This window comes from Streptomyces tailanensis (assembly GCF_008386495.1).
GTDB classification, from domain to species: domain Bacteria; phylum Actinomycetota; class Actinomycetes; order Streptomycetales; family Streptomycetaceae; genus Streptomyces; species Streptomyces tailanensis.
This window is the reverse complement of the sequence record NZ_VTHJ01000014.1, coordinates 79,733-105,651: the sequence shown is the minus strand read 5'-3', so window position 1 is coordinate 105,651 and position 25,919 is coordinate 79,733. Positions and strand designations below refer to the sequence as shown.

Annotated in this window: 22 protein-coding genes and 1 pseudogene; 11 read left to right on the top strand and 12 right to left on the bottom strand. The window is 68.9% G+C overall.

The features are described 5' to 3' along the window. Both F3T56_RS14055 and F3T56_RS14050 read right to left on the bottom strand, forming a co-directional pair. Positions 1-579: a TetR/AcrR family transcriptional regulator gene (locus tag F3T56_RS14055; protein ID WP_149825510.1), complete on the bottom strand. Its 579-nt coding sequence runs from the start codon at positions 577-579 to the stop codon at positions 1-3. Positions 580-648: 69 nt separating this feature from the next. Then, a complete protein-coding gene (locus F3T56_RS14050; protein WP_149825595.1) occupies positions 649-1,701 on the bottom strand; it encodes a serine/threonine-protein kinase in 1,053 nt (350 codons plus the stop codon). A 268-nt stretch (positions 1,702-1,969) separates the two neighbouring features. Between F3T56_RS14050 and F3T56_RS14045 the strand changes: the two genes are divergently transcribed. After that, positions 1,970-4,564, top strand: a complete 2,595-nt coding sequence (locus tag F3T56_RS14045) for a M14 family zinc carboxypeptidase (RefSeq protein ID WP_149825509.1) — start codon at positions 1,970-1,972, stop codon at positions 4,562-4,564. Next, positions 4,554-5,717, top strand: coding sequence for a serine hydrolase domain-containing protein (locus tag F3T56_RS14040; protein WP_149825508.1), 1,164 nt, complete (start codon positions 4,554-4,556; stop codon positions 5,715-5,717). Before F3T56_RS14045 ends, F3T56_RS14040 begins: the two co-directional genes overlap by 11 nt. Before the next feature lie 102 nt (positions 5,718-5,819). On the opposite strand, the gene F3T56_RS14035 is transcribed toward F3T56_RS14040, so the two are convergent. Continuing rightward, the gene (locus tag F3T56_RS14035; RefSeq protein ID WP_149825594.1) at positions 5,820-6,818 is read right to left on the bottom strand and encodes an NADP-dependent oxidoreductase; all 999 of its coding nucleotides are present in this window, start codon (positions 6,816-6,818) and stop codon (positions 5,820-5,822) included. 89 nt (positions 6,819-6,907) lie between these two features. Between F3T56_RS14035 and F3T56_RS14030 the strand changes: the two genes are divergently transcribed. Further along, on the top strand, positions 6,908-7,345 hold the full coding sequence (locus F3T56_RS14030) for a MarR family winged helix-turn-helix transcriptional regulator (RefSeq protein ID WP_149825507.1): 438 nt from the start codon (positions 6,908-6,910) through the stop codon (positions 7,343-7,345). Positions 7,346-7,361: 16 nt separating this feature from the next. Here the strand turns inward: F3T56_RS14030 and F3T56_RS14025 are convergent, their stop codons facing one another. The 3 genes and pseudogenes from F3T56_RS14025 to F3T56_RS14015 all read right to left on the bottom strand — a co-directional run bounded on the left by F3T56_RS14025 (position 7,362) and on the right by F3T56_RS14015 (position 8,711). Then, on the bottom strand, positions 7,362-7,730 hold the full coding sequence (locus F3T56_RS14025; RefSeq protein WP_149825506.1) for a helix-turn-helix domain-containing protein: 369 nt from the start codon (positions 7,728-7,730) through the stop codon (positions 7,362-7,364). Continuing rightward, positions 7,727-8,108: pseudogene (locus F3T56_RS14020) on the bottom strand (type II toxin-antitoxin system RelE/ParE family toxin). The gene F3T56_RS14025 and the pseudogene F3T56_RS14020 overlap by 4 nt, the downstream one beginning before the upstream one ends. A gap of 57 nt (positions 8,109-8,165) precedes the next feature. Then, positions 8,166-8,711, bottom strand: coding sequence for a hypothetical protein (locus F3T56_RS14015; protein WP_246203611.1), 546 nt, complete (start codon positions 8,709-8,711; stop codon positions 8,166-8,168). An 82-nt stretch (positions 8,712-8,793) separates the two neighbouring features. On the opposite strand from F3T56_RS14015, the gene F3T56_RS14010 reads away from it, so the two are divergent. After that, positions 8,794-9,633 carry an alpha/beta fold hydrolase gene (locus F3T56_RS14010; protein WP_149825505.1) on the top strand — a complete coding sequence of 280 codons (840 nt, stop codon included), beginning with the start codon at positions 8,794-8,796 and terminating at the stop codon, positions 9,631-9,633. A gap of 30 nt (positions 9,634-9,663) precedes the next feature. On the opposite strand, the gene F3T56_RS14005 is transcribed toward F3T56_RS14010, so the two are convergent. From F3T56_RS14005 to F3T56_RS13980, 6 genes are all read right to left on the bottom strand, one after another. Then, positions 9,664-10,425 carry an SCO2400 family protein gene (locus F3T56_RS14005; RefSeq protein WP_149825504.1) on the bottom strand — a complete coding sequence of 254 codons (762 nt, stop codon included), beginning with the start codon at positions 10,423-10,425 and terminating at the stop codon, positions 9,664-9,666. A 197-nt stretch (positions 10,426-10,622) separates the two neighbouring features. Next, positions 10,623-11,666: a galactofuranose ABC transporter, permease protein YjfF gene (gene yjfF / locus F3T56_RS14000; RefSeq protein ID WP_149825503.1), complete on the bottom strand. Its 1,044-nt coding sequence runs from the start codon at positions 11,664-11,666 to the stop codon at positions 10,623-10,625. After that, complete coding sequence (locus tag F3T56_RS13995) at positions 11,663-12,757, bottom strand: ABC transporter permease (RefSeq protein ID WP_149825502.1); 1,095 nt, start codon at positions 12,755-12,757, stop codon at positions 11,663-11,665. Before F3T56_RS13995 ends, yjfF begins: the two co-directional genes overlap by 4 nt. After that, positions 12,754-14,292 (bottom strand): sugar ABC transporter ATP-binding protein, encoded by a 1,539-nt coding sequence (locus tag F3T56_RS13990; RefSeq protein WP_149825501.1) that lies wholly within the window; start codon positions 14,290-14,292, stop codon positions 12,754-12,756. Before F3T56_RS13990 ends, F3T56_RS13995 begins: the two co-directional genes overlap by 4 nt. Before the next feature lie 228 nt (positions 14,293-14,520). Continuing rightward, positions 14,521-15,522 carry an ABC transporter substrate-binding protein gene (locus F3T56_RS13985; RefSeq protein WP_149825500.1) on the bottom strand — a complete coding sequence of 334 codons (1,002 nt, stop codon included), beginning with the start codon at positions 15,520-15,522 and terminating at the stop codon, positions 14,521-14,523. A gap of 155 nt (positions 15,523-15,677) precedes the next feature. After that, complete coding sequence (locus F3T56_RS13980) at positions 15,678-16,724, bottom strand: LacI family DNA-binding transcriptional regulator (protein WP_149825499.1); 1,047 nt, start codon at positions 16,722-16,724, stop codon at positions 15,678-15,680. Between the two features lie 531 nt (positions 16,725-17,255). Between F3T56_RS13980 and F3T56_RS13975 the strand changes: the two genes are divergently transcribed. The 7 genes from F3T56_RS13975 (at position 17,256) to F3T56_RS13945 (ending at position 25,805) form a co-directional block, all read left to right on the top strand. Further along, positions 17,256-18,419 carry a mandelate racemase/muconate lactonizing enzyme family protein gene (locus tag F3T56_RS13975; RefSeq protein WP_149825498.1) on the top strand — a complete coding sequence of 388 codons (1,164 nt, stop codon included), beginning with the start codon at positions 17,256-17,258 and terminating at the stop codon, positions 18,417-18,419. Positions 18,420-18,454: 35 nt separating this feature from the next. Next, the gene (locus tag F3T56_RS13970; RefSeq protein ID WP_149825497.1) at positions 18,455-19,459 is read left to right on the top strand and encodes a zinc-dependent alcohol dehydrogenase; all 1,005 of its coding nucleotides are present in this window, start codon (positions 18,455-18,457) and stop codon (positions 19,457-19,459) included. A 121-nt stretch (positions 19,460-19,580) separates the two neighbouring features. Then, entirely contained in the window at positions 19,581-20,549 is a 969-nt protein-coding gene (locus F3T56_RS13965) for a glycosyltransferase family protein (protein ID WP_149825496.1), read from the top strand. 173 nt (positions 20,550-20,722) lie between these two features. Next, a complete protein-coding gene (gene chvE / locus F3T56_RS13960; RefSeq protein WP_172638936.1) occupies positions 20,723-21,835 on the top strand; it encodes a multiple monosaccharide ABC transporter substrate-binding protein in 1,113 nt (370 codons plus the stop codon). Between the two features lie 43 nt (positions 21,836-21,878). After that, positions 21,879-23,429, top strand: a complete 1,551-nt coding sequence (mmsA, locus tag F3T56_RS13955; RefSeq protein WP_149825494.1) for a multiple monosaccharide ABC transporter ATP-binding protein — start codon at positions 21,879-21,881, stop codon at positions 23,427-23,429. Next, entirely contained in the window at positions 23,426-24,670 is a 1,245-nt protein-coding gene (gene mmsB, locus F3T56_RS13950) for a multiple monosaccharide ABC transporter permease (protein ID WP_149825493.1), read from the top strand. The genes mmsA and mmsB overlap by 4 nt, the downstream gene beginning before the upstream one ends. An 88-nt stretch (positions 24,671-24,758) precedes the next feature. After that, positions 24,759-25,805: an aldose epimerase family protein gene (locus F3T56_RS13945; protein WP_149825492.1), complete on the top strand. Its 1,047-nt coding sequence runs from the start codon at positions 24,759-24,761 to the stop codon at positions 25,803-25,805. Positions 25,806-25,919 lie beyond the last annotated feature (114 nt).

Genomic DNA, 25,919 nt, shown 5'->3' with positions numbered 1-25,919 from the left:
TCAACCTTGTTGGTCGGCGGGCCAGTTGCGCAGCAGGGCGTCGAGAGCGTCGAGGATCCGCTCCCAGCTCTCCTGCGGGTCGGGGGCGCTGTGGCTGAAGCCGCCCGCCGACTCCAGGCTCACGTAGCCGTGGAAGACGCTGCCCAGCAGCCGGACCGCGTGGGTCTGGTCGGGTTCGGCGAGGTCGTAGCCGCGCAGGATCGCCCGCGTCATCCGGGAGTGCCTGCCGCCGGCGCTCGCGGCCGCCGACTCCGGGTCCAGCTTCAGCCGGGCCGCGTCATAGCGGCCGGGGTGCTCGCGGGCGTAGTCGCGGTAGACGTTCGCCAGGGCGGCGAGGGCGTCCTTCCCGGCCCGCCCCGCGAGCGCGGTGGCGCCCCGGTCGGCGAGTTCCTCCAGGGCCAGCAGGGCGATACGGGTCCTGAGGTCCTGAGAGTTCTTCACATGGGAGTACAGACTCGCGACCTTGACGTCGAACCGCCGGGCGACCTCCGAGACGGTCACCGCGTCGAAGCCGATCTCGTCGGCCAGCTCCGCGCCCGCCTGCGCCAGGCGTTCCGGGGTGAGCCCTACGCGTGACATGACCATCCTTTCGCTCGCCGATGTCGATTGTGCAGTTACCTAAAGCCTTTAGGCAACTGCCACTCATCTTTAGGCCGAGAGATCGAGCCGGCGAAGCGCGTCCACGGGATACGGCGTCTGCCTGCTCTCGCCTCTGAGGCGGCGGAAGAAGTCCGCCATCACCGTGGCGAGCGGGGCGTGGCGGGTGATGATCGCCTCAGCGGTGTCGGGGATGCCGGTGGGGCGCTCGCCCCGGCCGTACGCGCGTATCCGGGTCTCGCGTTCCTCGCGCTTGTCCGGTCCGCAGCCGTAAAGGTCGGCGACCAGCCAGTTCACCAGGTGGTTGAGGGCGTAGCAGCGGTCGTAGGAGCGGTGGCGGTCGAAGAATGCCTTCTCCTGCGGGGACAGGTCGAAGCGGGAGGAGAAGGAGAGGCCGTAGTCGGTGAAGTAGAGGCGGTGGCCGTCGGTCAGGATGTTCTGGAAGTGGGCGTCGAAGTGCAGCAGGCCCCGGCTGTTCATGAACGAGAGTCCGGCCGCCAGCTCGCTCTCCACCATGGCGCAGGCCCGGTCGGCCGCCTCGGCACCGGCGGCGGTGCGTTCGCCCAGCCACTGGTGGAGGTTGCGCGGGATGTACTCCAGGAACAGCGCGACACTCGCGGAGGACTTCTGGAGGGCCTCGATGCGGTCGCGTACGTGGGGTCCGCCGCCCCAGAAGGCGACGACGCGTTCGATGTCGGCCAGTTCCTCGGGGAGGGGCGTGGAGTCCGGCACCACCCGCCAGTGGTACATGAGTGGGAAGCCGTCGTACGCCCCCGCCAGCGCCCAGTTCGTCGTCATCGTGTGGACGGCGAGCTCCCGCCATACGCCGAAGCCGGGGCCGCCGATGCCGTAATGGCAGTAGAGGGGAAGGCCGAAGAGGTTCGCCGTGGAGTGGACGTGTTCCGGGCGCCGCTCCGGGTCTGTGAGGGGCACGCGTTTGACGAAGACCGGGGTTCCGGCGACCTCCAGCAACGCTGACTTGCCGCCGATACCGGTGCCGAGCGGGGCGGCCGTGTCGAGGAGTTCAGCCAGGGCGTGGTCGCTGTGCAGGGCGAGGGCGGTGGAGACGGCGCCGTGGGCGGTCAGACGCGCACCGCGTGACATGTCGGAAGAGTTCACCGCTGATGCGTAGCACCTGGAGGCGGCTCACGGGACGTAATCAGCGTCGGGATCGGGGCCGTTCGAGGCGCTCGTGACGGTGGCGCCCTCTTGTTGCCCAGGAGTCGAACAGGTAGACCACCTGTGGTCGACCGCACGTGGTCTACATCCGTATCCGCCCTCGCACTGGCACCCGCACCCCCGCACCCCCGCACTGGCACCCGTACTCGCACTGGCACCGGCACATCCGAGGAACCCCACTCCAGGAGGTAGCGTGCGTCCGCCGAGACCCGGCCCGAGATCCGCACTGTTCAGCAGATCCGCACTGTTCAGCCTTGCCGCCGTCACTGTCACCGCAGGATCGCTCCTGATCGCCCCGCACCCCGCGGGCGCCGACCCGAAACCCCCCGTCCGCGAGGGCTCCGCGCTGCCGCAGGGCGCCGCCAAGGCCCCGGCGAGCGCGGCCCAGCGAGCCCTCACGGCACCGGTCGCCGACCTCGCCGACACGGCCGATTCCAGTCGCGGCTACCCCCGCGAACAGATCCTCTCCCCCGACCCGGAGAACCCCACCGACAAGTCCCTCAAGCTCGGCCTCACCCCGTACCACGCCATCGCGCCGAAGCTGAACGCCCTCCAGACGCTCGGCGACCGGGTGAGCGTCGAGATCGCCGGGCGCTCGGCGGGCGGCCACCGGCTCTACCTCGTCACCGTGACCGCCCCGGAGACCGCACGGCAGGCCCGCGACCAGGCGCGTATGCGCGAACTCATCGAATCCGCCCCGCAGTTGGCGGCCAAGGACCCGGCGGTCAAGCAGAAGTACAAAACACCCGTCTTCTTCAACAACAACATCCACGGCAACGAGTGGGAGGGCACGGACGCGGCCCTGAAGCTCATCGAGCGGCTCGCCACCGCGAGCGACACGAAGACGAAGGACCTCCTCGCCCACTCCCGGCTGTACTTCAACATCACCGCCAACCCGGACGGCCGTGTCGCGGGCACGCGGACGAACGCAGGCGGCTTCGACATGAACCGGGACTTCGTGACCGCCTCGCAGCCCGAGGTACGCGCGATGCGGCAGATCCAGATCGACAAGCAGCCGGCCGTCATGCTCGACCTGCACGGGTACGTCAACGGCACCCTCATCGAGCCGACCACTCCCCCGCACGGCGAGAACTACGAGTACGACCTCTTCCTCAAGAACACCTACGCCAACGCCCTCGGCATGGAGTCCGCCGTCAACGGCCTCGGCTACACGCCCGAGAAGGACGGCGTCGACCCGGTCCAGATCCCCTTCCGCGACTCGGCGGAGGGCTGGGACGACTGGCCGCCGATCTTCACCCCGCAGTACGCGGCCTTCCACGGCACGGTCGCCGCGCACACCGTGGAGATACCGCTCCAGGTCAACAACGCGGCGTACGAGTCGCTGCCGGTGAGCGAACTGCGCCGCCGGTCCGCGATCAACGTGGACGTGGCGGGCGCCACCATGGACGCGACCCTCGACTTCGTGCGGCAGAAGCGAACTTCCCTCATCGCCGACCAGATCGAGGTCTTCCGGCGCGGTGCCACGGGCGCCGCCCAGGTCCCGGTCTCCGAGGAGACCGTCCCCGGCGTGCCCGGCATCGGCCCCGAGGACGTCTACACGACCGAGTTCCCGCGCGCGTACGTCATCCCGGCCGGCACCGCCCAGCGGTCCGCCACGGCCGCCGCGCGCCTCGTCGACCACCTGCTCGCCAACGACGTACGCGTCACCCGCGCGACCCACTCCTTCCGGCTCGGCGGACGCGCGTACGCGAGGGGCTCGTACGTCGTCGACATGCGCCAGCCCAAGCGCGGCCTGACCAACGTCCTGCTGGCCGACGGGCGGGACATCAGCGACAAGGTCTCGGTGATGTACGACATCTCCGGCTGGAGCCTCGGGCGGCTGTGGGGCGCGAGCGTGGTGGAGGTCGAGAGCGGCCGGCTGTCGGCCGTCCCCGCACGCCCGGTGACGGCGGCGGCCCGCGTCGGCTACGTGGCCCCGCGCGGCGATCTACGCCTCCGCCTCGACTCCCCGCAGGAGATCGCCGCGCTCAACTCTCTTCTGAGCGACGGGGTTTCGGTACGGCAGGCGGCCGACGGAAGTGCCCTCGTGCCGTCCTCGGCGCGGCGGAAGGCCGAGGCACTCGCCAGGTCGTACGACGTGGCCTTCGACGCGACGACGACCGTCAAAGGCACCCCCCTCCACCACGTCCGCGTCGCCGCCGCCGTCACGGCAGGCGAACTGTTCGCTCTGCGGGAGATGAACTTCGACGTCGTCCCGGTGTCGACCGCGATCCTCAACGCGGGCTTCGACTGGTCCAAGGCCGATGTGCTGTTCGTGTCGTCCGGACTGTCGTACGGCGGTCTGAACACGTCCGCCCGTACGGCCCTGACCGGCTTCCTCACCACCCACGGACTGGTCGGCCGGGGCACGACCGGGGCCGCACTGAGCACCGCCACGGGACTGCTGAAGGCGACCGCGGTGGAAGGCAACGGGGACGCCAACGGCGTGGTCCGCGTGGTGAATTCGGGTGATGGCGCCGTCACCGGCGGAGCGCCCGACCATGGCTTCGTCTACGCGCCCGTCTGGTTCACCGACCTCGGCCCCGAGGTCACCGTCGAGCAGTCGTACGGCACCGGCAACCCGCTCGTCTCCGGCCACTGGCGCCCCCTGGACGACGGCACCGGCGGCCCGGCAGCGGCGGCGGGGCAGGCATCCGTGGTCAGCGACCCGAACGCGGTCCTCTTCGGCACGGAAACCCTCTTCCGCGCTCACCCGAAGGGGGAATTCCCGCAGGTGGGCCGGGCGTTGCTGAACGTATCGAACAACGGGAGCGCGAATGATCGATGAGACCGGTACGGTCACCGTCCACGGCACGGTCGCCGACGGCTTCGAGGCGGTGCGCGCGGAGTTCGCCGCGTTCGTCGCCACCGAACGGGCCGACTACGAGGGGCAGTTGACCGCTTATGTGCACGGGCGGCGGGTCGTCGACCTGTGGGCGGGGCAGCCGGACGGGGACTCGCTGTACGGCGTGTTCTCGTCCACCAAGGGAGCCGCCCATCTCGTCGTCGCGCGCCTCGTCCAGGACGGTGTGCTGGAGCTGGACCGTGAAGTCGCCTATTACTGGCCCGAGTTCGCGGCCGAGGGCAAAGGCGCGGTGACCCTGCGGGAGCTGATCACACACCGGGCGGGGCTCATCGGCACCGACGCCGGGTTCACGGAAGAGGAGTTGGCGGACGACCGCGTCATCGCCGAACGCCTCGCCACCCAGCGCCCGTTCTGGCGCCCCGGCAGCGCCTTCGGCTACCACGCGTTCTCCATCGGGGCGCTCACCGGAGAGGTCGTACGGCGGGCGACTGGCCGCACGCTCCAGGAGGTGTACGAGGAACGGGTCCGCGCCCCATACGGCCTCGACCTCTTCCTGGGGCTGCCGCCCGAGCACGAGCGCCGCTTCCGCACCGTACTGCCGATGACCCCGACGCCCGCGCAGCAGGCCGAGCTGGACGCCGTACCGCGCGGCCCGCACACGCTGTCCTCGATCGCGTTCAACAACCAGGTGCCGGACCCGGGAGAGCTGACGGACTTCCCGAACTCCCCCGCCGTCCGCGCCAGCGGCCAGGCGTCGGCGGGCGGCATCGCCTCCGCGCGCGGCCTCGCCGGGATGTACGCGGCGGCCATCAGCATGGTGGACGGCCGACCGCCGCTGCTGAAGCCCGACACCATCGCCGAGGTGGGCCAGATCCACTCCCTCGGCTTCGACCTCGTCGCCCGCGACCGGAGGGCGTTCGGCCTCGGCTTCCAGGCCACCGCCGAGAACCTGTACCCCTTCCTCGGCGCCGGCACCTTCGGCCACAGCGGCGCGGGCGGCAGCCAGGCCTTCGCCGACCCCCGCAGCGGCCTGGCGTACGGCTACACCCGCCGCCGGATGGCCTTCCCGGGCGGGGCGGCGCCGGAGAACGAGGGGCTGGTGCGGGCGGTGCACACGGCGGCACTGGCGAGCTGAGACCCGTACGTTCGCGCACATGACGGAGTCCGCACCCCACGTCCAGGGGTGCGGACTCCGTCGTGTGAACGACGGGATCAGGCGGACGTCACGGTCGTGGGCTCAGAGCTTGACGATCATCTTGCCGGTGTTGTCGCCGCGCAGGACGCCGAGGAAGGCTTCCAGGTTGTTCTCGATGCCTTCGACGACGGTCTCGCGGTACTTGAGGGCGCCGGAGGCGACCCAGGGGCCGACTTCCTGGACGAACTCGGGCTGGAGGTCGTAGTGGTCGCCGACGAGGACGCCCTCGACGCGGAGCCGGTTCTGGAGGATCTTGACCATGTTGCGGGGGCCGGGGGTCGGCTCGGTCGCGTTGTACTGGGAGATCATGCCGCAGATCACGGCCCGGCCGCGCAGGTTGAGCGCGCCGATCGCGGCCTCCAGGTGTTCGCCGCCGACGTTGTCGAAGTAGACGTCGATGCCGTCCGGCGCGGCCTCCTTGAGCTGCTCCCAGACCGGGCCGTTCTTGTAGTTGAAGGCGGCGTCGAAGCCGTACTCCTCGACCAGCAGCTTGACCTTCTCGTCGGACCCGGCGGAGCCGATGACCCGCGAGGCGCCCTTGAGCTTGGCGATCTGGCCGACCTGGCTGCCTACGGCACCGGCCGCGCCGGAGACGAACACCGCGTCGCCCTCCTTGAAGGCGCCGACCCGCAGCAGGCCCGCGTAGGCGGTGAGGCCGGTCATGCCGAGGACGCCGAGGTAGGTGGAGAGCGGCGCGGCGTCCGGGTCGACCTTGACGGCCTGCGCGGCGTCGAACGTGGCGTACTCGCGCCAGCCGCCGAAGTGCAGCACGTGGTCGCCGACGGCGATGCCCTCGGCCTCGGAGGCGACGACCTCGCCCACGGCGCCGCCCTGCATGACCTTGCCCAGCTCGAAGGGGGCGACGTACGACTTGGCGTCGCTCATGCGGCCGCGCATGTACGGGTCGACGGACAGGTACTTGTTCCGCACGAGGACCTGGCCCGGGCCCGGCTGCCGGATCTCCGCCTCGACCAGGGCGAAGTCCTCGTCCTTGGGCCAGCCGACGGGGCGGCTGAGCAGGTGCCATTCGCGGTTGATCATCATGGAGCCTTTCCCATTTAGTTCAGTACCTGAAACAACCATGCTCATGAATATTTCATGTTGTCAAGTAACGGGGTACGCTGGAGTCCATGGCCCCACAGAAGACGACCCCCCGCATCGACCCGCTGACCCTGGAGGTCATCGAACTCATCGGCACGGTCGTGGCCCGCTACCACGAGGAGTACGAGGACGCCGCCGCCGGCCACGCCCTCACCGGCGCCCAGGCCCGCCTCCTCGGCCTCCTCTCCCTTGAACCCCTCCCCATGCGCCGCCTCGCCCAGAAACTCCGTTGCGAGCCGTCGAACGTGACGGGGATCGTGGACCGGCTGGAGAGGCGCGGGCTGGTCGAACGCCGCCCGGACCCCAAGGACCGCCGCGTGAAGCTGGCCGCCGCGACGGCGGAGGGGCGCCGGGTGGCCCGCAGCCTCCGCGAGTCTCTCGACTTCGCACGGGAGCCGCTGGCGGGGCTGTCGACCGAGGAGCGGGAGTCGTTGCGGAATCTGCTGCGGCGGATGCTCGGGGAGTAGCCGCCCGATCGGTGAGTCAGGCCGCCGAGTGCCGACCGCCGGGCGGCGCCTCGTCCGGCTCTCGGCTGCCGTGGGCGGTGAAGACGAAGGTCGAACTGTCGCCGTCGAGGTCGATCGTCAGCGACGCGTCGAGGGCGTTGGCCAGACGGGTGAGCAAGGGCAGCGTCGGCACGGAGTCGCCGCCCTCGATGTTCGAGATCTGCGGCTGGGTCATGTCGGCACGGCGCGCCAACTCGGTCTGCGAAAGGCCCAGTTCCATACGGCGGTCGTAAACGGCCTGGCCAAGAGCGAACGCGTACCCGGCCTCGACGTACGCCGGAGACTCCTCGACACGTTCCCCCAGGAGCCTCCGGGTCCGGCGCGTCTTCCACTGAGAGTGGTTCACGAGATCTCCTCCTCGCTGCGGATCCGGTCGTAGTCGTGCTGGGCAGGGCCGTGGTCCGCCTCACATGCCTTCTGAGCATGCTTGGCACGGTCGACCTCGTCAGCCTCGCGCTGCCTTGTCTTGCGGAACACCGTTCAGGAGCACGATCCGCCGCTCGGGAGCAAGCCAGTACGTGGTCCGGACCGCATTCCCCTCCATCATGAAGCGCAGCTCGCGGACCTTGCCGCCGAGATACCGGGAGTACGGCTCCCCCAAGGTCGTCGGCTGAGCCGCGAGCATGTCGGCGGCACGCTCAGCCTTGCCGTAGTGCTGGTCCGAGAGGAGCTCCAGCCATTGCCGAACCTCCGGCTCGATCTCGATCTGCCACGGCTCGTCCACATCGCCGACTACACAGATATCTGTATACCGCGGCCCTCAGCCCTCGCTCCCCAGGTCTCACTCGATGTGCCGCGATCGCCAGCGCGGGGCCTGGTCGTCCGGTACGTCCGGGGAAGCGAAGTGGAACGGTACGCCAAGGTGGTGGGCCAAAGCCTGGCCGGTCTCGGTGGCGGGGGTGGCCGGTGAGGGGCCGTCCCGGCGTTCGTAGATGGTGGCCAGGTGGGCTTCTCCTGGCGGGTCTTCCAGGATCGCGAGCAGGACGACGAACCAGCTGTGGACCGTGTCTCCGTCCCAGACGGCCTCGATCGCGGCTGCCCGGCCGGGGTGCGCGGTGGCGCGGGCGGTGAGGGAGGGGAGGTCGAGGGGGTCGGGTGGGGTGCGTTGGATGTGGGCGGCGAGGGCCTCGTAGCGGGTGTGGATCAGCTTCTCCGCCTCGTGCAGGGGCAGGCCCTGTTGGCGTAGGGCCTCCCACACCGTCCTGACCGCCATCACGTAACCGTCGCGCAGGACGTTCGTGTCGGCCTCCTGGCGGGTTTCGTCGTCCAGGCGGGTCCACCAGTCGTGCAGCGGGTCGGCGGAGCGGTCGGCGGGGAGGTGCGTCATGGGGCGAAGGTATCCCGGTGGTGGGAGGAGGAGGCGAGGAATTCTGTTGCCCGGGTCGGGGCCGGCTGTGAGGGTCGCCCTCATGGCCAACTTCCTCGCAACCGACCGTACTTCGCTCGCCTACCACGCCCTCGGCGACGGGCCGCCCCTGGTCTGTCTTCCCGGTGGGCCGATGCGTGCCTCCGCCTATCTCGGCGACCTCGGGGGGCTGTCCGCGCATCGGCGGTTGATTCGGCTCGATCTCAGGGGTACGGGGGATTCCGCCGTCCCGGAGGACACCGCGACCTACCGTTGCGACCGGCAGGTCGACGACATCGAGGCGCTGCGCGTGCATCTGGGGCTGGAGCGGATCGACTTGCTCGCCCACTGTGCCGGGGCGAATCTCGCGGTGGCGTACGCCAGTCGGTATCCGGAGCGCGTGGGCCGACTTGTGCTGGTCACGCCCAGTCCCATCGGTGTCGGGATCTCGGTCGGCGTCGAGGACCGGCTCGAGGTCGCGCGGGCGCGGGACGGCGAGACGTGGTTCGGGGAGGCGTTCGCGGCGTTGGAGGAGATCGCGGCGGGGCGGGCGGAGGGCGGGCACTGGGAGGCCATCGCGCCGTTCTTCCATGGGCGTTGGGACTCTGCCGCCCAAGAGCTGCACGCCGCCGACTCCGCGCAGAAGAACCAGGAAGCCGCTGGCGCCTTCGGGGCGGGCGGGGCCTTCGACCCCGATGGCAGCCGGGCGGCCCTCGCCCGCTTCGGGGCCCCCGTCCTCGTGCTCGCCGGGGAGGTCGACCTCAACTCACCGCCGCGCGCGATGGCCGAGTACGCCGAACTCTTCCCGGATGCCCGGCTGGTCGTTCAGGGCGGAGCCTCGCACCATCCTTGGATGGACGACGCCGGGCGGTTCACGGCTACCGTCGCGGAGTTCCTGGCCTGACGGCGAGTTCCTGACCTGACGGCCGACCCCCTACGCGCACCACCAGAGGATCTTCTCGCATGTCTCCGAAGGCGAGGGCTCCGGTGTCGGGTCGTCGGCCGTCGGGTCGTCGGTGGTGGGCTCGGTCGTGGGGTCGGGGGCCGAGGAGACGGCCGGGGCCGAAGGGGTGGCGTCGGGGCGGGTGCCTGCCGTGGCGAACTCCGACTCGCGTTCCTTCTTGTCCTTGTCGGACTCGCCCTTGTCGGCCTTCTCCGACTCGGAGGCCGAGGGGGAGGCCGAGCCGGAGGGGGTCGTGGACGGGGAGGCGTTCTTGCCGGAGGCTCCGGGCGTGCCGTCCTTTTCGGACGTCCCGCCGTCGGGGGAGGCCGAGGCGCCGCCCGCGGAGTCCTCGTCCGCCGCCGTGGTCGTCGAGCCGGAGCCGGGGGTCTCTATGCCCAGTTCGGCGAGGCTCAGGGCGCCGGCGGCCAGCAGCAGGCCGCTGCCGATGAGCAGCACGCGCTTGCGGCGGCGCCGGTGGGCCGCCGCCTTGCGGTCGCGGCGGTTGGAACGCGTCCCCGCGCTTCCCGCACTCCCCGCGCTCCCCGCACTCCCCGCGCTCGCGCCGCGCTCGCGGGCGCCTTGGCGGCGCGCGGCGCGGGAGCCCGGTTCGCTCTCCGCCGCGGCCTCCGGTTCGTCGTCGGGGCGCGCGTCGGACTCCTCCGCGTACGCGTGGAGTTCTTCGACCGAGGTGCCGCACCCCGGGCAGGCGAGGGCGCCGTTGAGGTGCCTTCGGCACGGGTGGCAGTAGTCCATGACGCGGGAAGACTAGGTAACCGACCCGCACCTTTCCTAGCGGCTGCTGTGAAAGTTGTGTGCGGAACTGGCCCTTCCTGTTTGGTCGGTCGAGGTCAAGCCCGACCATTCGGCGCGAACGTCACGGCGAACGCCACGCGGCCCGTCGCACGGCGTACGTGCGACGGGCCGCGTCAGCCCGAATATCTTGCCTCGGCTTACGTTTGCTTCCGCGCCGTCATCGCCCGCTGGATCAGGATGAACGCGCACAGCAGCACACCTGTGGCGATCTTCGTCCACCACGAGCTGAGCGTGCCCTCGAACTGGATGATGCTCTTGATCAGGCCCAGCACGAGAACGCCGAACAGGGTGCCCAGGACGTAGCCGGAGCCGCCCGTCAGCAGCGTGCCGCCGATGACGACCGCGGCGATCGCGTCGAGCTCCATGCCGACGGCGTGCAGCGGGTCACCGGACTGGATGTAGAGCATGAACAGCAGGCCGGCCAGGGCCGAGCAGAAGCCGCTCACGGTGTACACGGCGATCTTCGTGCCGCCCAGCGGAAGCCCCATCAGCAGCGCCGACTGCTCGTTGCCGCCGATGGCGTACACCCGGCGGCCGAAGCGCGTGTAATGCAACACGTAGAACGCGGCTCCCAGCACCACCAGGGCCACGATGGCGCCGATCGACAGCTCCCCCAGTCCGAGCGACACCCGTGTCTGGGCCATGCTGCTCACCGTGGAGTCGCTGATGGAGATGGACTCCTTGCTGATGACCAGGCAGAGGCCCCGGAAGAGGAAGAGGCCGGCGAGGGTCACGATGAACGGCTGGATCTCGAAGTTGTGGATCACATAGCCCATGAGGAAGCCGCCGAACGCGCCCACACCCAGGGCGAGCGGGATGACCAGCAGCAGCGGCAGGCCCTGACGTTCCACCAGCCACGCCGTGAACATGGTGGTGAAGCCGATCAGCGAGCCGACGGACAGGTCGATGCCGCCGGACATGATGACGAAGGTGGCGCCGACGGCGGCGACCAGCAGATAGCTGTTGTCGATGAACAGGTTGAGGAAGACCTGCGGTTCGCCGAAACCGTAGTTCTGGTAGCGGCTGAGACCGCCGATGTACATCGCGAGGAACAGGCCGGCCGTGACCAGGACGGGCAGCCGCCGGTCGCCGAGCAGGCGTGCGGCCGCGGACGCGGACGCCGGTGACGGCGTGGACGGACCGCCTTCCGGTGCCGTACGGGTCTTGGTGGTCGCGCTCATCGCGACACCTCCATCTTCGGGGCGGCGTCGGCCGGCGCGGCGGGCGTCACCGGGGCGGCGGCCCGCCCGCGGGCGCCGAAGACCTTGGCCCGGAACTTCGGGGACTGCAGCAGGCAGACGACGATGACGACGGCGGCCTTGAAGACCAGGTTGGTCTGGGTGGGCACGCCGATGGTGTAGATCGTGGTGGTCAGGGTCTGGATGACGAGGGCGCCGATCACGGTGCCGCCGATGGAGAACCGGCCGCCGAGCAGCGAGGTACCGCCGATGACGACCGCGAGGATCGCGTCCAGCTCGATCCACAGGCCGGCGTTGTTGCCGTCCGCGGCCGAGGTGTTGGAGCTGATCATCAGGCCGGCGATGCCCGCGCACAGGGCGCAGAACATGTACACCATGATCTTGATGCGCATGGACCTGATGCCGACCAGGCGGCTGGCCTCGGCGTTGCCGCCGACCGACTCGACGAGCAGGCCGAGCGCCGTACGGCGGGTCAGGGCGATGGTGACGGCCACGACCGCGGCGACGACGAAGATGGAGAAGGGCAGGGTCAGCCAGTAGCCGCCGCCGATCAGCTTGTACGGCTCGCTGTTGATGGTGATGATCTGGCCGTCGGTGATCAGCTGGGCGACACCGCGTCCGGCGACCATGATGATGAGGGTCGCGATGATCGGCTGGATGCCCATGCGGGCGACCAGGAAGCCGTTCCACAGGCCGCAGAGCACTGCCGCCACCAGGCCTATGCCCATGGCGAGGAACACCCCGGCCAGCGCGTTCTGGTCGGCCTGGTCGCTGATGTACGAGCAGGTCAGGGCGCCGGTGATGGCGACGACGGCGCCGACGGAGAGGTCGATGCCGCCGGTGGCGATGACGAGGGTCATGCCGACGGCGACCAGGATCAGCGGCGAGCCGAACAGCACGATGGAGACGAGGCTGCCGTAGAGGTGGCCGTCCGTCATCCGGATCGCGAAGAAGTCGGGGGTGAAGGGGACGTTGACGAGCAGCAGGGCGATCAGGACCGCGACGGGCCAGAACAGGTGGTGGTGCGTCAGTGCTCGCCAGCGGGAGGGGGTGGTCACTGCCGGGGTACTCACTGGTGCTCTCCGCTCGCGATGGTCTCCAGGATCTTGCTGGTGGTGATCTCCGGCCCGTTGGTCAGCTGCGCCACGAGTTTGCGGTCGCGGAGCACTCCGATGGTGTGGCTGAGGCGGAGGACCTCCTCCAGTTCGGCGGCGATGTACAGCACGGACATGCCGTCCTCGGAGAGGGAGACCACGAGCTTCTGGATCTCGGCCTTGGCGCCGATGTCGATGCCGCGGGTCGGCTCGTCGAGGATCAGCAGCTTCGGTTGGGTGATCAGCCAGCGGGCGAGGAGCACCTTCTGCTGGTTGCCGCCGCTCAACTGGCCGACGCGGGCCTCGGGGTTGGCGGGGCGGATGTCGAGGGCCTTGATGTACTTGGCGACGAGTTCGTCGCGCTGGGAGGCCGGGATGGGCCGGGTCCAGCCGCGGGACGCCTGGAGGGCGAGGATGATGTTCTCGCGGACCGTGAGGTCGGGGACGAGGCCTTCGGTCTTGCGGTTCTCCGAGCAGAAGGCGACGCCGGCGCCGATGGCGTCGTTGGGGGCGCTCATCGAGACCTGCTTGCCGGCGATGGTCACCTTGCCGCTGTCGGGCTGGTCGGCGCCGAAGAGCAGCCGGGCCAGTTCGGTGCGGCCGGAGCCGAGCAGTCCGGCGAGGCCGAGCACCTCGCCCTTCTTGATCTCCAGGTCGAAGGGGGCGATGCCGCCGGTGCGGCCGAGGCCCTCGGCCTTGACGAGCGTCTCGCCGACGTCGGAGCGCAGCTGGTGCTCGTGGAGCTCCTCCAGCTGGTCCAGGGCCTTGCCGATCATCAGCTCGATCAGCCCGACCTGGTCGAGGTCGGCGACCATGTGCTCGCCGACGAGGGTGCCGTTGCGCAGGACGGTCATGCGGTCGCAGATCTCGTAGATCTGGTCGAGGAAGTGCGACACGAAGAGGATCGCGACGCCCTCGTCCCGCAGGCGCCGCATCAGGCGGAACAGTTCGAGGACCTCGTCGCGGTCGAGGCTGGAGGTGGGCTCGTCCAGGACGAGCACCTTGGTGCCGGAGCCCTGGCCGTCGCTGTCGCCGTGGCCCACCGACCGTACGATCGCGACCAGTTGCTGCACGGCCAGCGGGTACGAGGACAGCGGCGCCGTCACGTCGATGTCGAGGCCGAGGCGGTCGACCATCTCCGCGGCTTCCTTGCGCAGCTGCTTCCACTGGATGCGGCCGCCGCGGGTGGGCTCACGGCCGATGAAGATGTTCTCCGCCACCGAGAGGTTGGGGCAGAGGTTGACCTCCTGGTAGACCGTGCTGATGCCGGCGTGCTGGGCCTCCAGCGGGCTGCCGATCCGCACGGTCTTGCCGTCGAGGGTGATGGTGCCGCCGTCCAGGGTGTGGACCCCGGTCAGCACCTTGATGAGGGTGGATTTCCCGGCCCCGTTCTCGCCCATGAGGGCGTGGATCTCGCCGGGGAAGAGCCGGAAGTCGACGCCCGACAGAGCCCGTACCCCCGGAAACTCTTTGACTATGCCCGTCATCTCCAGGACGGGCCGCGGCTCTGCCATACCTCTCCCTAGTGAGGGGGTCACCGGCTTTGCCGGTATGGAATTCGTTCCGTGTCAGGTTGATTACGCCCCGCAAGGGGTCGGTTCGGGCTGGACCGCAGCCTTTTGGCTGGAAGCCCCCACGTGAGGCGGAGTCACGGCAGCGCTCCTACGAGCCGCTGCAGGCCCACAGGGCCCGACCGACCGAGATTCGGTCGGCCGGAGGCCCCTGCCGGTGGGTGCGGTCGGTCAGTACTTACGGGTGGGGAGCGCGTCCTTGGCCTGGTCCTGCATGAAGTCGCTCTCCTCGGTCTTGATCCAGCGCTCGACCGTCTCGCCGGCGTGGACCTTCTTCACGACGTCCATCAGCTGGGGGCCGAGCAGCGGGTTGCACTCGACGATCGCGTTGATCTTGCCTTCGGACATGGCGATGAAGCCGTCCTTCACACCGTCGACCGTGATGATCAGGATGTCCTTGCCGGGCTTCTTGCCGGCCGCCTCGATGGCCTGGATGGCGCCCAGGCCCATGTCGTCGTTGTGCGCGTAGAGGACGTTGATGTCCGGGTTGGACTGCAGGAAGGCCGACATGACCTGCTTGCCGCCGGCCCGGGTGAAGTCGCCGGTCTGCGTGACGACGATCTTCCAGTCGTCCGCGTGGTCGGCGTCCATGACCTCCTTGAAGCCCTTGGCTCGCTCGATCGCGGGGGCGGCACCGGTGGTGCCCTCCAGCTGGGCGATCTTCACGTCGCCCTTGTGGCCGGCCTTCTCCAGGACCTTCTCCAGGATCCGGGCGGCGCGCCGGCCCTCGTCGGTGAAGTCGGAGCCGACCAGGGTGGCGAAGAGGGACTCGTCGCTCTCGACGGACCGGTCGGTCAGGACGACCGGGATCTTCGCCGCCTGGGCCTCCTTGAGCACGGCGTCCCAGCCGGTGACGACCACCGGCGAGAAGGCTATGACGTCCACCTTCTGCGCGATGAAGCTGCGGATGGCGGAGATCTGGTTCTCCTGCTTCTGCTGCGCGTCGGAGAACTGCAGCTTGTAGCCCGCCTCCTTGGCGGCCGACTTCACCGAGTCGGTGTTGGCGCTGCGCCAGCCGCTCTCGGAGCCGACCTGGGAGAAGCCGAGGGTGATCGTGTCGCTGCCGCCGGAGGAGGAGCCGGTGGAGGAGCTGTCCTCCTTGGCGCAGGCCGCCAGACCGGCCGTGGCCGCCACGCCGACCGCCGCAGTGAGGAAGTTCCGTCTGTTGAGCATGTTCTTCTCCTTTGAAGAGCCGGCCCTGGGATGGACCGCTGGTACTCGTTGGCTACTCGGTGGGACCGGCTGCACTGCGTCCAGCCTGTCGATCATCGTTCGAAATGTCGGTCACGCTCGGCCCGGAGAACGAAAGGCGACCGGGTGGTGCGGTGTCAGCCGGGAGCGGCTCCCGGCTGAGGAAGGTACGGGAACGTGCTTGCGCGGACGACGAGTTGGGGCTCGATGGAGACCTGGGACGTACCGCAGGGGGTACGGCCCTCGATCAGGTCCAGCAGCAGGGCGATGCCCTGCTTGCCCACCGCCGCGAAGTCCTGCCGGACGGTGGTGAGCGGCGGGGCGAAGAACTCCGACTCCGGGATGTCGTCGAAGCCGGCCACCGCCACGTCCTGGGGAGTACGTACGCCCGCCTCACGCAGCGCCCGCAACACCCCCAGTGCCATCTGGTCGTTGGCCACGAACACGGCGGTCAGGCCGCGTCCCACCCAGCCCGCCAGTTCCTGGCCGGCCCGGTAGCCCGACAGCGGACTCCAGTCCCCCCGCAGCAGCATCGGTGGTTCGATGTCCGCCTCTTCGAGGGTCGCCCGCCAGCCGTCGGCCCGGTCCGCCGCCTCCTGCCAGTCCTCGGGTCCGGCGAGATGCCAGACCCTGCGGTGGCCGGTGGCGAGCAGATGGCCGGTGGCCAGCCGTGCGCCCAGGTTCTGATCCACGTTGACGCTGGGGATCTGCGCGCCGGAGCCGGTACCCACGGCCACCACCGGGAACGGATGGCGGAGTTCGGCGAGGGCCTCGACCGCCGACCGCTGCGGGGCGATGGCGATGACCCCCTCCACCCCGCCCTCACTGAGCCGGTCGAGCGCCTCGGACAGCGTCTCCACCGTCAGCCTGCGCAGACTGACCGTCGAGACGAGATAGCCCTCGGCGCGCGCCGCCTCCTCCAGCGCGAACAACGTACTGGCCGGGCCGTAGAGCGTGGTGTTGGAGGCGACCACACCCAGGGTCCGGGTGCGCCGGGTCGCCAGGGCCCGTGCGGAGAAGTTACGGCGGTAGCCCATCTCCTCGATCGCGCGCAGCACCTTGGCCCGTGTCTCGTCCCGCACGTTGGGGTGGTCCCCCAGCACACGGGACACGGTCTGATGGGACACGCCGGCCTGGCGTGCCACATCGGCCATGGTGGGCGGCCGAAGCTGCGATTGGGTCACGGCCGCACCTCCTTGGCGGTCGTCGGCTGACAGGACCTGTGACGTGGGCGGACGACTCCGCGCCGCCGGCGTCACGCCGGGGTTCCGGACAGCCCCAGGAATGCGGGCGATAAGGCGAGTTGGGGCTCTGCCGACACGACGCTCGTACCTCCTGGTGCCGTTGTGCGACGACTGATGAACGCGGAGGTCATTGTGAGCGCTAACAATTCATGGCGGTCAAGGGGTCTGCGCCAGGGAAGTCGTCACGGTTGAATAACGCAGCGGGCGGAGGGGGTTGGACTGCAGCAGTCGTCTTGCCTGGTCAGACACCCTCCGAGTGGCACCATGGGAGGCATGCACACGCCCCCGAAGAGGCCGGCGGCCCTCGCGGCACACCCCCGCCGCAGCCGCCTCGCGGGCCGCCTCCGCCGTCGCGTCCAAACCGTTGTTTGTAGACCCATTGACACTCGCACAGGGTCGTCCCTACTGTCGCGACCAGCATTTCGAACGAGTGTCGATATTTCGAACAGACTACAAAGGACAGGGAGTACCGTGCGCATCACGGGAATCAGCACGCACGTGGTCGGAACGCCGTGGCGGAACCTGACCTACGTCCAGGTGCACACCGACGAGGGACTCACCGGCGTCGGCGAGACCCGCATGCTGGGCCACACCGACGCGCTGCTCGGCTATCTGCACGAGGCGAAGAACAACCACATTCTCGGGTCGGACCCCTTCGCTGTCGAGGATCTCGTCAAGCGGATGAAGTACGGCGACTACGGCCGGGCCGGTGAGATCGTGATGTCCGGCATCGCCGTGATCGAGATGGCCTGCTGGGACATCAAGGGCAAGGCGCTCGGCGTGCCGGTCTGGCAGCTGCTCGGCGGCAAGGTCACCGACAAGGTCAAGGCGTACGCCAACGGCTGGTACACCACCGAGCGGACGCCCGAGGCGTACCACAAGGCGGCCCAGGGGGTCATGGAGCGCGGTTACCGGGCGCTCAAGATCGACCCGTTCGGGACCGGCCACTTCGAGCTGGACCACGAGCAGAGCCTCTACGCGGTCTCCCTGATCGAGGCCGTGCGCGACGCCATCGGCCCGGACGCCGAGCTGATGCTGGAGATGCACGGCCGGTTCTCCCCCGCCACCGCCGTCCGCCTGGCCAAGGAGCTGGCGCCCTTCAAGCCCGCGTGGCTGGAGGAGCCGGTGCCGCCGGAGAACCTGAAGGCGCTGGAGAAGGTCGCCGCCAAGGTCGACATGCCGGTCGCCACGGGTGAGCGCATTCACGATCGCATCGAGTTCCGTGAGCTCTTCGAGAGCCAGGCCGTGGACATCATCCAGCCGGACGTCGGTCACATCGGCGGTATCTGGGAGACCCGTAAGCTGGCCGCCACCGCCGAGACGCACTACATGCTGGTCGCGCCGCACAACGTGGGCGGGCCGGTCCTGACCGCCGCCTCCCTCCAGGTCGGCTTCACCGCACCCAACTTCAAGATCCTTGAGCACTTCAACGACTTCGCGGACGCGGAGATCAAGAAGGTCATCAAGGGCGCCCCCCAGGTGAACCCCGAGGACGGCTGCTTCCACCTCTCCCACGAGCCCGGTCTCGGGGTCGAGCTGGACGTCGACGCCGCCGCGGAGTTCCCGCAGCAGCAGGCCCGCTTCGACCTGTGGGCCGACGGCTGGGAGCAGCGCAAGCCCAAGGGCACCGAGTGAGCGCCCACCCACCGGCCCGGCTTCGGGAGGACCCAGTGAGCACCGCCGTCGTGATCGAGGCTCCGGGCGAGCACCGGCTCGTCCCGCACGAGCCCCGGCAGCCGGAAGCGGGCGAGGCCCTGGTCCGGGTGCACGCCTCGGGGATCTGCGGCAGCGACCGCGAGGTCTACCAGGGCAACCGGCCGGAAGGGTACGTCCGCTACCCGCTCACGCCCGGCCACGAGTGGTCCGGGACCGTGGAGGCGGTCGGTGACGGCGTCCCTGCGAGTCTGGTCGGCCGCAAGGTCGTGGGCGAGGGCTTCCGGAACTGCCAGGTCTGCGACCGCTGCCACGCGGGCGAGACCACGCTGTGCACGGCGGGCTACGAGGAGACCGGCTTCACCCAGCCGGGCGCCATGGCCACCACGCTCACGCTTCCCGCCCGCCTGCTGCACGTTCTTCCGGACGACGCGGATCTGACGGCGGCGGCGCTGCTGGAGCCGGCCGCGTGCATCGCGGCCGCGGCGCTCAAGGCGAACGCGGTGCCGGGCGAACGCGTGGCCGTGGTGGGCACGGGGACGCTCGGGATGTTCGCCGTTCAGTTCCTGAAGGCGGGCTCGCCGGCCGAGCTGCTCGTCGTGGGGACGCGTCCGGACCGGGCCGAGCTGTCGAAGCGGTTCGGCGCCACGGACTTCCGCACCAAGGACGAGGAGCTTCCCGACGACTTCGACGTCGTCATCGAGACCGCCGGGTCCGCGGACGCGGCGCGCACCGCCGCCGCCCTCCTGCGCCGCGGTGGACGGCTGATCCTGACGGGCATCCCGGCGCCGGGCGCGGACGGGCTCGACCCGACCGATCTCGTCGTACGGCAGCTGGAGGTGCAGACCGTCTTCGGCGCTGCGCCGGAGGCCTGGGCGCACACCGTGCGGGTCTTCGGTGCGGGACTCCTCGACCCGCTGCCGCTCGTCACGCACGAGCTGCCGCTGGCGGAGTTCCCGCAGGCCATCGAGTTGGTGGGGTCCGGCGACCCGAAGGTCGGAAAGGTCCTGCTCCGGCCATGACCCACCCCTGAGCCGTACGCCGGTACGGGGTACCTGACGACTTCGTACCGGCGTACACCCAAAGCCCCGCACGACCAGAGCCGCGCCCCTCGCCCGAAATATCGAACATGAAGGACAGCTTGTGACCGACACCACCGCTTCGACGCCGCGCCGACCCGGCGAGCAGGCGCTCGCCGCACTCGGCCTGGGCGCGCCCGCCCTCGATCCCTCCGACGCCTCTCCGCACACCTTCCCCGGCGGTGGCCGCTGGCGCACCGAGGTGCCCTCCGTAGAGGGCCCCGAGGCGCTCGGCGTGGTCCTCAAGGAGGCCTCGCGGCTAGATGTGCCGATCCACCGGATCAGCCAGGGCAGCGGTATCTGGATGCTCACCGACGCCGAGATCACCGAGATGGTGGAGGCGACCGCCGAGCGCGACATCGAGCTCTGCCTGTTCACCGGCCCGCGCGGCACCTGGGACATCGGCGGCTCCACCCGTACCGACTCCAAGGGCGCCGGGCTGCGCGCGCGGGGCCATGACGCGGTCGCGGGGTGCGTCGAGGACGCCGTACGCGCCACCGAGCTGGGCGTGAAGTGCCTCCTCGTCGCCGACGAGGGCGTGCTGTGGACGCTGCACCGGGCACGGGTCGCCGGGATCCTGCCGGCCGACACGACGCTCAAGGTGTCGGCGCTGATCGGTCCGGTCAACCCGACGGCGTACGCCGTGTACGAGAACCTCGGCGGCGACTCGATCAACGTGCCGAGCGACCTGACGCTGGACCACCTCACCGAGATCCGCCGGGTCTCCGCCGCCCCCATGGACATGTACATCGAGGCCCCCGACGATCTGGGCGGTTACATCCGGATGTACGAGGTCGCGGAGCTGATCCGGCGCGGCGCCCCGCTCTACCTGAAGTTCGGCCTGTCGAAGGCGCCCGGGATCTACCCGTACGGCAACCACATGCGCGACCTGACCCTGTCCACCGCCAAGGAGCGGGTGCGGCGCGGACGGCTCGCCCTGGACCTGCTCGCACGGCATGGAGCCGACGGGGACATGGCTCCGCTCGGCTCGCGTCTGCCGGGCGACCTGAAGCGGTTCGAGACTCCCGCATAACGAACCGGACACCAGGTTTACGCCCGCATAACGAACTGGACAACTGCCTTCACAAAAGAAGACGCAGTCACACAGAATCCCCCACATCTCTTGTCTCGGTCTCTCCCTCGCACTGCCTACAGGGCGCCCGTACCGCACGACCGATCCTGCCTCACACATCAAGGAAGATGATCATGCGAATTCGCAGAGCCGCACTCTCCGGTATAGCCACCTCCGCCGTCCTCGCCCTGACGCTCTCCGCCTGTGGCCAGAGCTCCGAGGGTGGCAGCGCCGAGGAGACGGGCAGCGCGAAGGGCGGCACGATCGGTATCGCGATGCCGACGAAGTCCTCCGAGCGCTGGATCGCCGACGGCAAGAACGTCGTCGCGGACCTGGAGTCCAAGGGCTACAAGACCCAGCTGGTCTACGGCGAGGACGACCCGGACCAGCAGGTCTCGCAGATCGAGAACCTGATCACGCAGGGCGTCAAGGCGCTGATCGTGGCGGCCATCGACAACAAGTCGATGAACAACGTCCTCCAGCAGGCCAAGGACGCGAACATCCCGGTCATCTCCTACGACCGCCTGATCCTCGGCACGGAGAACGTCGACTACTACGCGTCCTTCGACAACGAGAAGGTCGGCGAGCTCCAGGGCAACTACATCGTCGAGAAGCTCGGCCTGAAGGACGGCTCCAAGAAGGGCCCGTTCAACATCGAGCTCTTCGCCGGCTCCAACGACGACAACAACACGCGCTACTTCTTCCAGGGCGCGATGAACGTCCTGCAGCCGTACATCGACAAGAAGCAGCTCGTCGTGGGGTCCAAGCAGACCGAGCTGACCCAGGTCACCACCCTGCGCTGGGACGGCGGCACCGCCCAGAAGCGCATGGACGACATCCTGACCTCGGCGTACAAGAGCGAGCGGGTCGACGCGGTCCTCTCCCCGTACGACGGCATCTCCATCGGCATCCTCTCGGCGCTGAAGTCGGACGACTACGGCTCCAAGAGCAAGCCGCTGCCGATCGTCACCGGCCAGGACGCCGAGGTCGCCTCGGTGAAGTCGATCATCGCCGACGAGCAGTCGATGACCGTCTACAAGGACACCCGTGAGCTCGCCAAGGTCGCCTCGAACATGGTCGACGCGCTGCTGAACGGCAAGAAGCCCGAGACCAACGACACCGAGACCTACGACAACGGGTCCAAGGTCGTTCCGGCGTACCTGCTGGAGCCGGTCAGCGTCGACAAGGCCAACTACAAGGAGACGGTCGTCGACTCCGGCTACATCAACGAGAGCGACCTGAAGTAACCAGGCGGAATCCCCGACCCACCACTGATTGGAAGGCACGACCATGGCGGGACCCGTCCTGGAAATGCGCTCGATCGTCAAGACCTTTCCCGGCGTCAAAGCGCTGTCGGACGTCACACTGACCGTCCAGCAGGGCGAGGTCCATGCCATCTGCGGGGAGAACGGCGCCGGTAAGTCGACCTTGATGAAGGTCCTCTCCGGCGTCCACCCGCACGGCACCTACGAGGGGGACATCCTCTTCGAGGGCGAAGTCTGCGAGTTCAAGGACATCCGCGCGAGCGAGCAGCACGGCATCGTCATCATCCACCAGGAGCTGGCGCTGTCGCCGTTCCTCTCCCTCGCGGAGAACATCTTCCTCGGCAACGAACACGCCAAGGGCGGGTTCATCGACTGGCGCGAGACCCTGCGGCACGCCACCGAGCTGCTGCGCCGGGTCGGCCTCTCCGACCACCCGGACACCCGCGTCGCCGACATCGGCGTGGGCAAGCAGCAGCTCGTCGAGATCGCCAAGGCGCTGTCGAAGAAGGTGAAGCTGCTGATCCTGGATGAGCCGACCGCCGCCCTGAACGACGAGGACAGCGGCAAACTCCTGGATCTGATCCTGGAGTTGAAGAAGCAGGGCATCACCTCGATCATCATCTCCCACAAGCTGAACGAGATCCGCAAGGTCGCCGACTCGGTGACGATCATCCGGGACGGCCAGACCATCGAGACCCTCGATGTGAAGGCCCCGGAGACCACCGAGGACCGGATCATCAGCGGCATGGTCGGCCGCGACCTGGAACACCGTTTCCCGGAGCGCACCCCGCACGAGCCCGAGAAGGGCGCGGCGCCGGCCCTGGAGATCCGCGACTGGACCGTGCACCACCCGATCGACCAGCAGCGCAAGGTCGTCGACAACGTCTCGATCCAGGTACGGCGCGGCGAGATCGTCGGTATCGCCGGCCTCATGGGCGCCGGCCGCACCGAACTCGCGATGAGCGTCTTCGGCCGGACCTACGGCCGGTACGCGGGCGGCACGGTCCTCAAGGACGGCGAGGAGATCCGTACCCGGACCGTCCCCGAGGCGGTCAAGAACGGCATCGCCTACGTCACCGAGGACCGCAAGCACTACGGCCTCAATCTCATCGACACCATCAACCGGAACATCTCGCTCAGTGCGCTGGGCAAGGTCGCCAAGGGCGGTGTCGTCGACGAGCACGAGGAGCGGAAGGTCGCCGAGGGCTTCCGCAAGTCCATGAACATCAAGGCGCCGACCGTCTTCGAGCCGGTGGGCAAGCTGTCCGGCGGCAACCAGCAGAAGGTCGTCCTCAGCAAGTGGATCTTCGCGGGTCCCGATGTGCTGATCCTGGACGAGCCGACGCGCGGTATCGACGTCGGTGCCAAGTACGAGATCTACACGGTCATCGACAAGCTGGCGGCCGAGGGCAAAGCGGTCGTCTTCATCTCCTCCGAGCTGCCGGAACTGCTCGGGATGTGCGACCGCATCTACACGATGGCCGCAGGGCGGCTGACGGGTGAGTTCCCGCGTGCCGAGGCCACGCAGGAATCGCTGATGCGTCAGATGACGAAGGACAAAGAGGTAACCCGATGAGCACGGATGTGACCGCCAAGAGCCCGGCCCCCGCGCCGCCCGGCAAGAGCGGAACGGCGGCGGGCGGCGGCCTGCTCCAGCTGGTGCTGGACGGCATGCGCCGCAACATGCGGCAGTACGGCATGCTGATCGCCCTCGGCCTGATCGTGGCGCTGTTCGCCGTATGGACCAACGGCGACCTGCTGCTGCCGCGCAACGTCTCCAACCTGGTGCTGCAGAACAGCTACATCCTGATCCTCGCGATCGGCATGATGCTGGTCATCATCGCGGGCCACATCGACCTGTCGGTCGGCTCACTGACGGCGTTCGTCGGCTCGATAGCCGCCGTCTTCATGGTCAACAACGACATACCGTGGCCGCTCGCCGTGCTGCTGTGTCTGGCCGTGGGCGCCGCCGCGGGTGCCGCACAAGGGTTCTTCATCGCGTATCTCGGCATACCGTCGTTCATCGTGACCCTGGCGGGCATGCTGGTCTTCCGCGGTCTCACCGAGATCTTCCTGGAGGGCCAGACCCTCGGCCCGTTCCCGGAGGGCCTGCAGAAGGTCGCCAACGGCTTCCTCCCCGAGGTCGGCCCGGAGACCAACTACCACAACCTGACACTGCTGCTGGGCTTCGCCCTCATCGCGTTCGTGGTGATCCAGGAGTTCCGCGACCGGCGCCGGCAGCAGGAGTTCGCGCTCGACGTGCCCCCGATGAACCTGTTCATCCTCAAGCTCGTCGCGATCTCCGCCGCCCTGCTCACCGTCACCATGCTGCTCGCCAGCTACAAGGGCACCCCGATCGTCCTGCTGATCCTCGGCGCGCTGGTCGTCGGCTTCGGCTACGTGATGCGCAACGCGATCATCGGCCGCCACATCTACGCCATCGGCGGCAACCTGCCCGCGGCCAAGCTGTCCGGTGTGAAGGACAAGAAGGTCACCTTCCTGATCTTCCTCAACATGGGCATGCTCGCGGCCCTGGCGGGTCTGGTCTTCGCCGCCCGCTTCAACGCGGCCTCGCCCAAGGCCGGCCTCAACTTCGAGCTGGAGGCCATCGCGGCCGCGTTCATCGGCGGCGCGTCGATGAGCGGCGGTGTCGGCACCGTCCTCGGCGCGATCATCGGTGGTCTCGTCCTCGGTGTCCTCAACAACGGCATGAACCTGGTCGGCATCGGCACCGACTGGCAGCAGGTCATCAAGGGCCTGGTGCTGCTGCTGGCGGTCGGGTTCGACGTGTGGAACAAGCGCAAGGTCGGCAGCTGACCGTACCTGGAAGGGGCCTCGCCGAGCGGCGGGGCCCCTTTTCCATGCGAGTTGTTCATGCGCGTTGTTCATGTGAGAGGAGCAGTCTGTGAAGGAACTCTTCGGCAAGCTCGCCGACGGCACCGAGGTGTACCGCTGGTCGCTGGAGAACGGCGGGACGAGGATCAAGGTCCTGTCGTACGGCGGGATCGTGCAGTCGTTGGAGATCCCGGACGCGAAGGGCACGTACGCCAATGTCTCGCTGGGCTTCGACACCATCGAGGAGTACGTCGCCTCCAGCCCGTACTTCGGGGCGCTGATCGGGCGGTACGGGAACCGGATCGGCGAGGGCCGGTTCGTACTGGACGGCGAGACGTATCAGTTGTCCGTCAACGACGGCGACAACAGCCTGCACGGCGGTGCCCAGGGCTTCGACAAGGTCGTCTGGGAGGTCGAGCCGTTCGAGAAGGGCTCGGACGTCGGCCTGTGTCTGTCGTACACGAGCGGCGACGGGGAGATGGGCTACCCCGGCACGCTCGACGTCAAGGTCACCTACACGCTCACCTCGCGGGGCGAGTGGCGTATCGACTACGAGGCGACCACCGACAAGGTCACGGTCGTGAACCTCACCAACCACGTCTACTGGAACCTCGCGGGTGAGGGCAGCGGGTCCGTCCACGACCACGAGCTGGAGATCGCCGCCGGCCGCTACACCCGCGTCGACTCCGGGCTCATCCCCACCGGCGAGTTGGCCCAGGTCGAGGGCACGCCCTTCGACTTCCGGCGGGCCAAGGCGATCGGGGCGGATGTCCGGGTGGCCGATCAACAGCTGCTGTACGCCAAGGGGTTCGACCACAACTGGGTGCTGGACAAGGGCGGGACGGCGGAGCCGGAGCGGGTGGCTGTGCTTCGGGAGCTGTCGAGCGGGCGTGTGCTGACGGTGGCGACGACCGAGCCGGGGCTGCAGTTCTACTCCGGGAACTTCCTGGACGGCACGCTCGTCGGGACAAGTGGCAGGGCCTACCGCCGGGGCGACGCGGTGTGCCTGGAGACCCAGCACTTCCCGGACTCGCCGAACAAGCCGGGGTTTCCGTCGACGGCGCTCCGGCCTGGTCAGGTGTACCGTTCGACGACGGTGCACTCGTTCGGCGCGTAAGGACGCGGCCGCTCAGCGCGTAGGACAGCCGTGGGAAATTGACCGCGTTCACAGGTCCCTCACAAGTTCCCACCAAATTCTCAGTCGTTGAACAGCGCCACCCCAGCCTCCGTA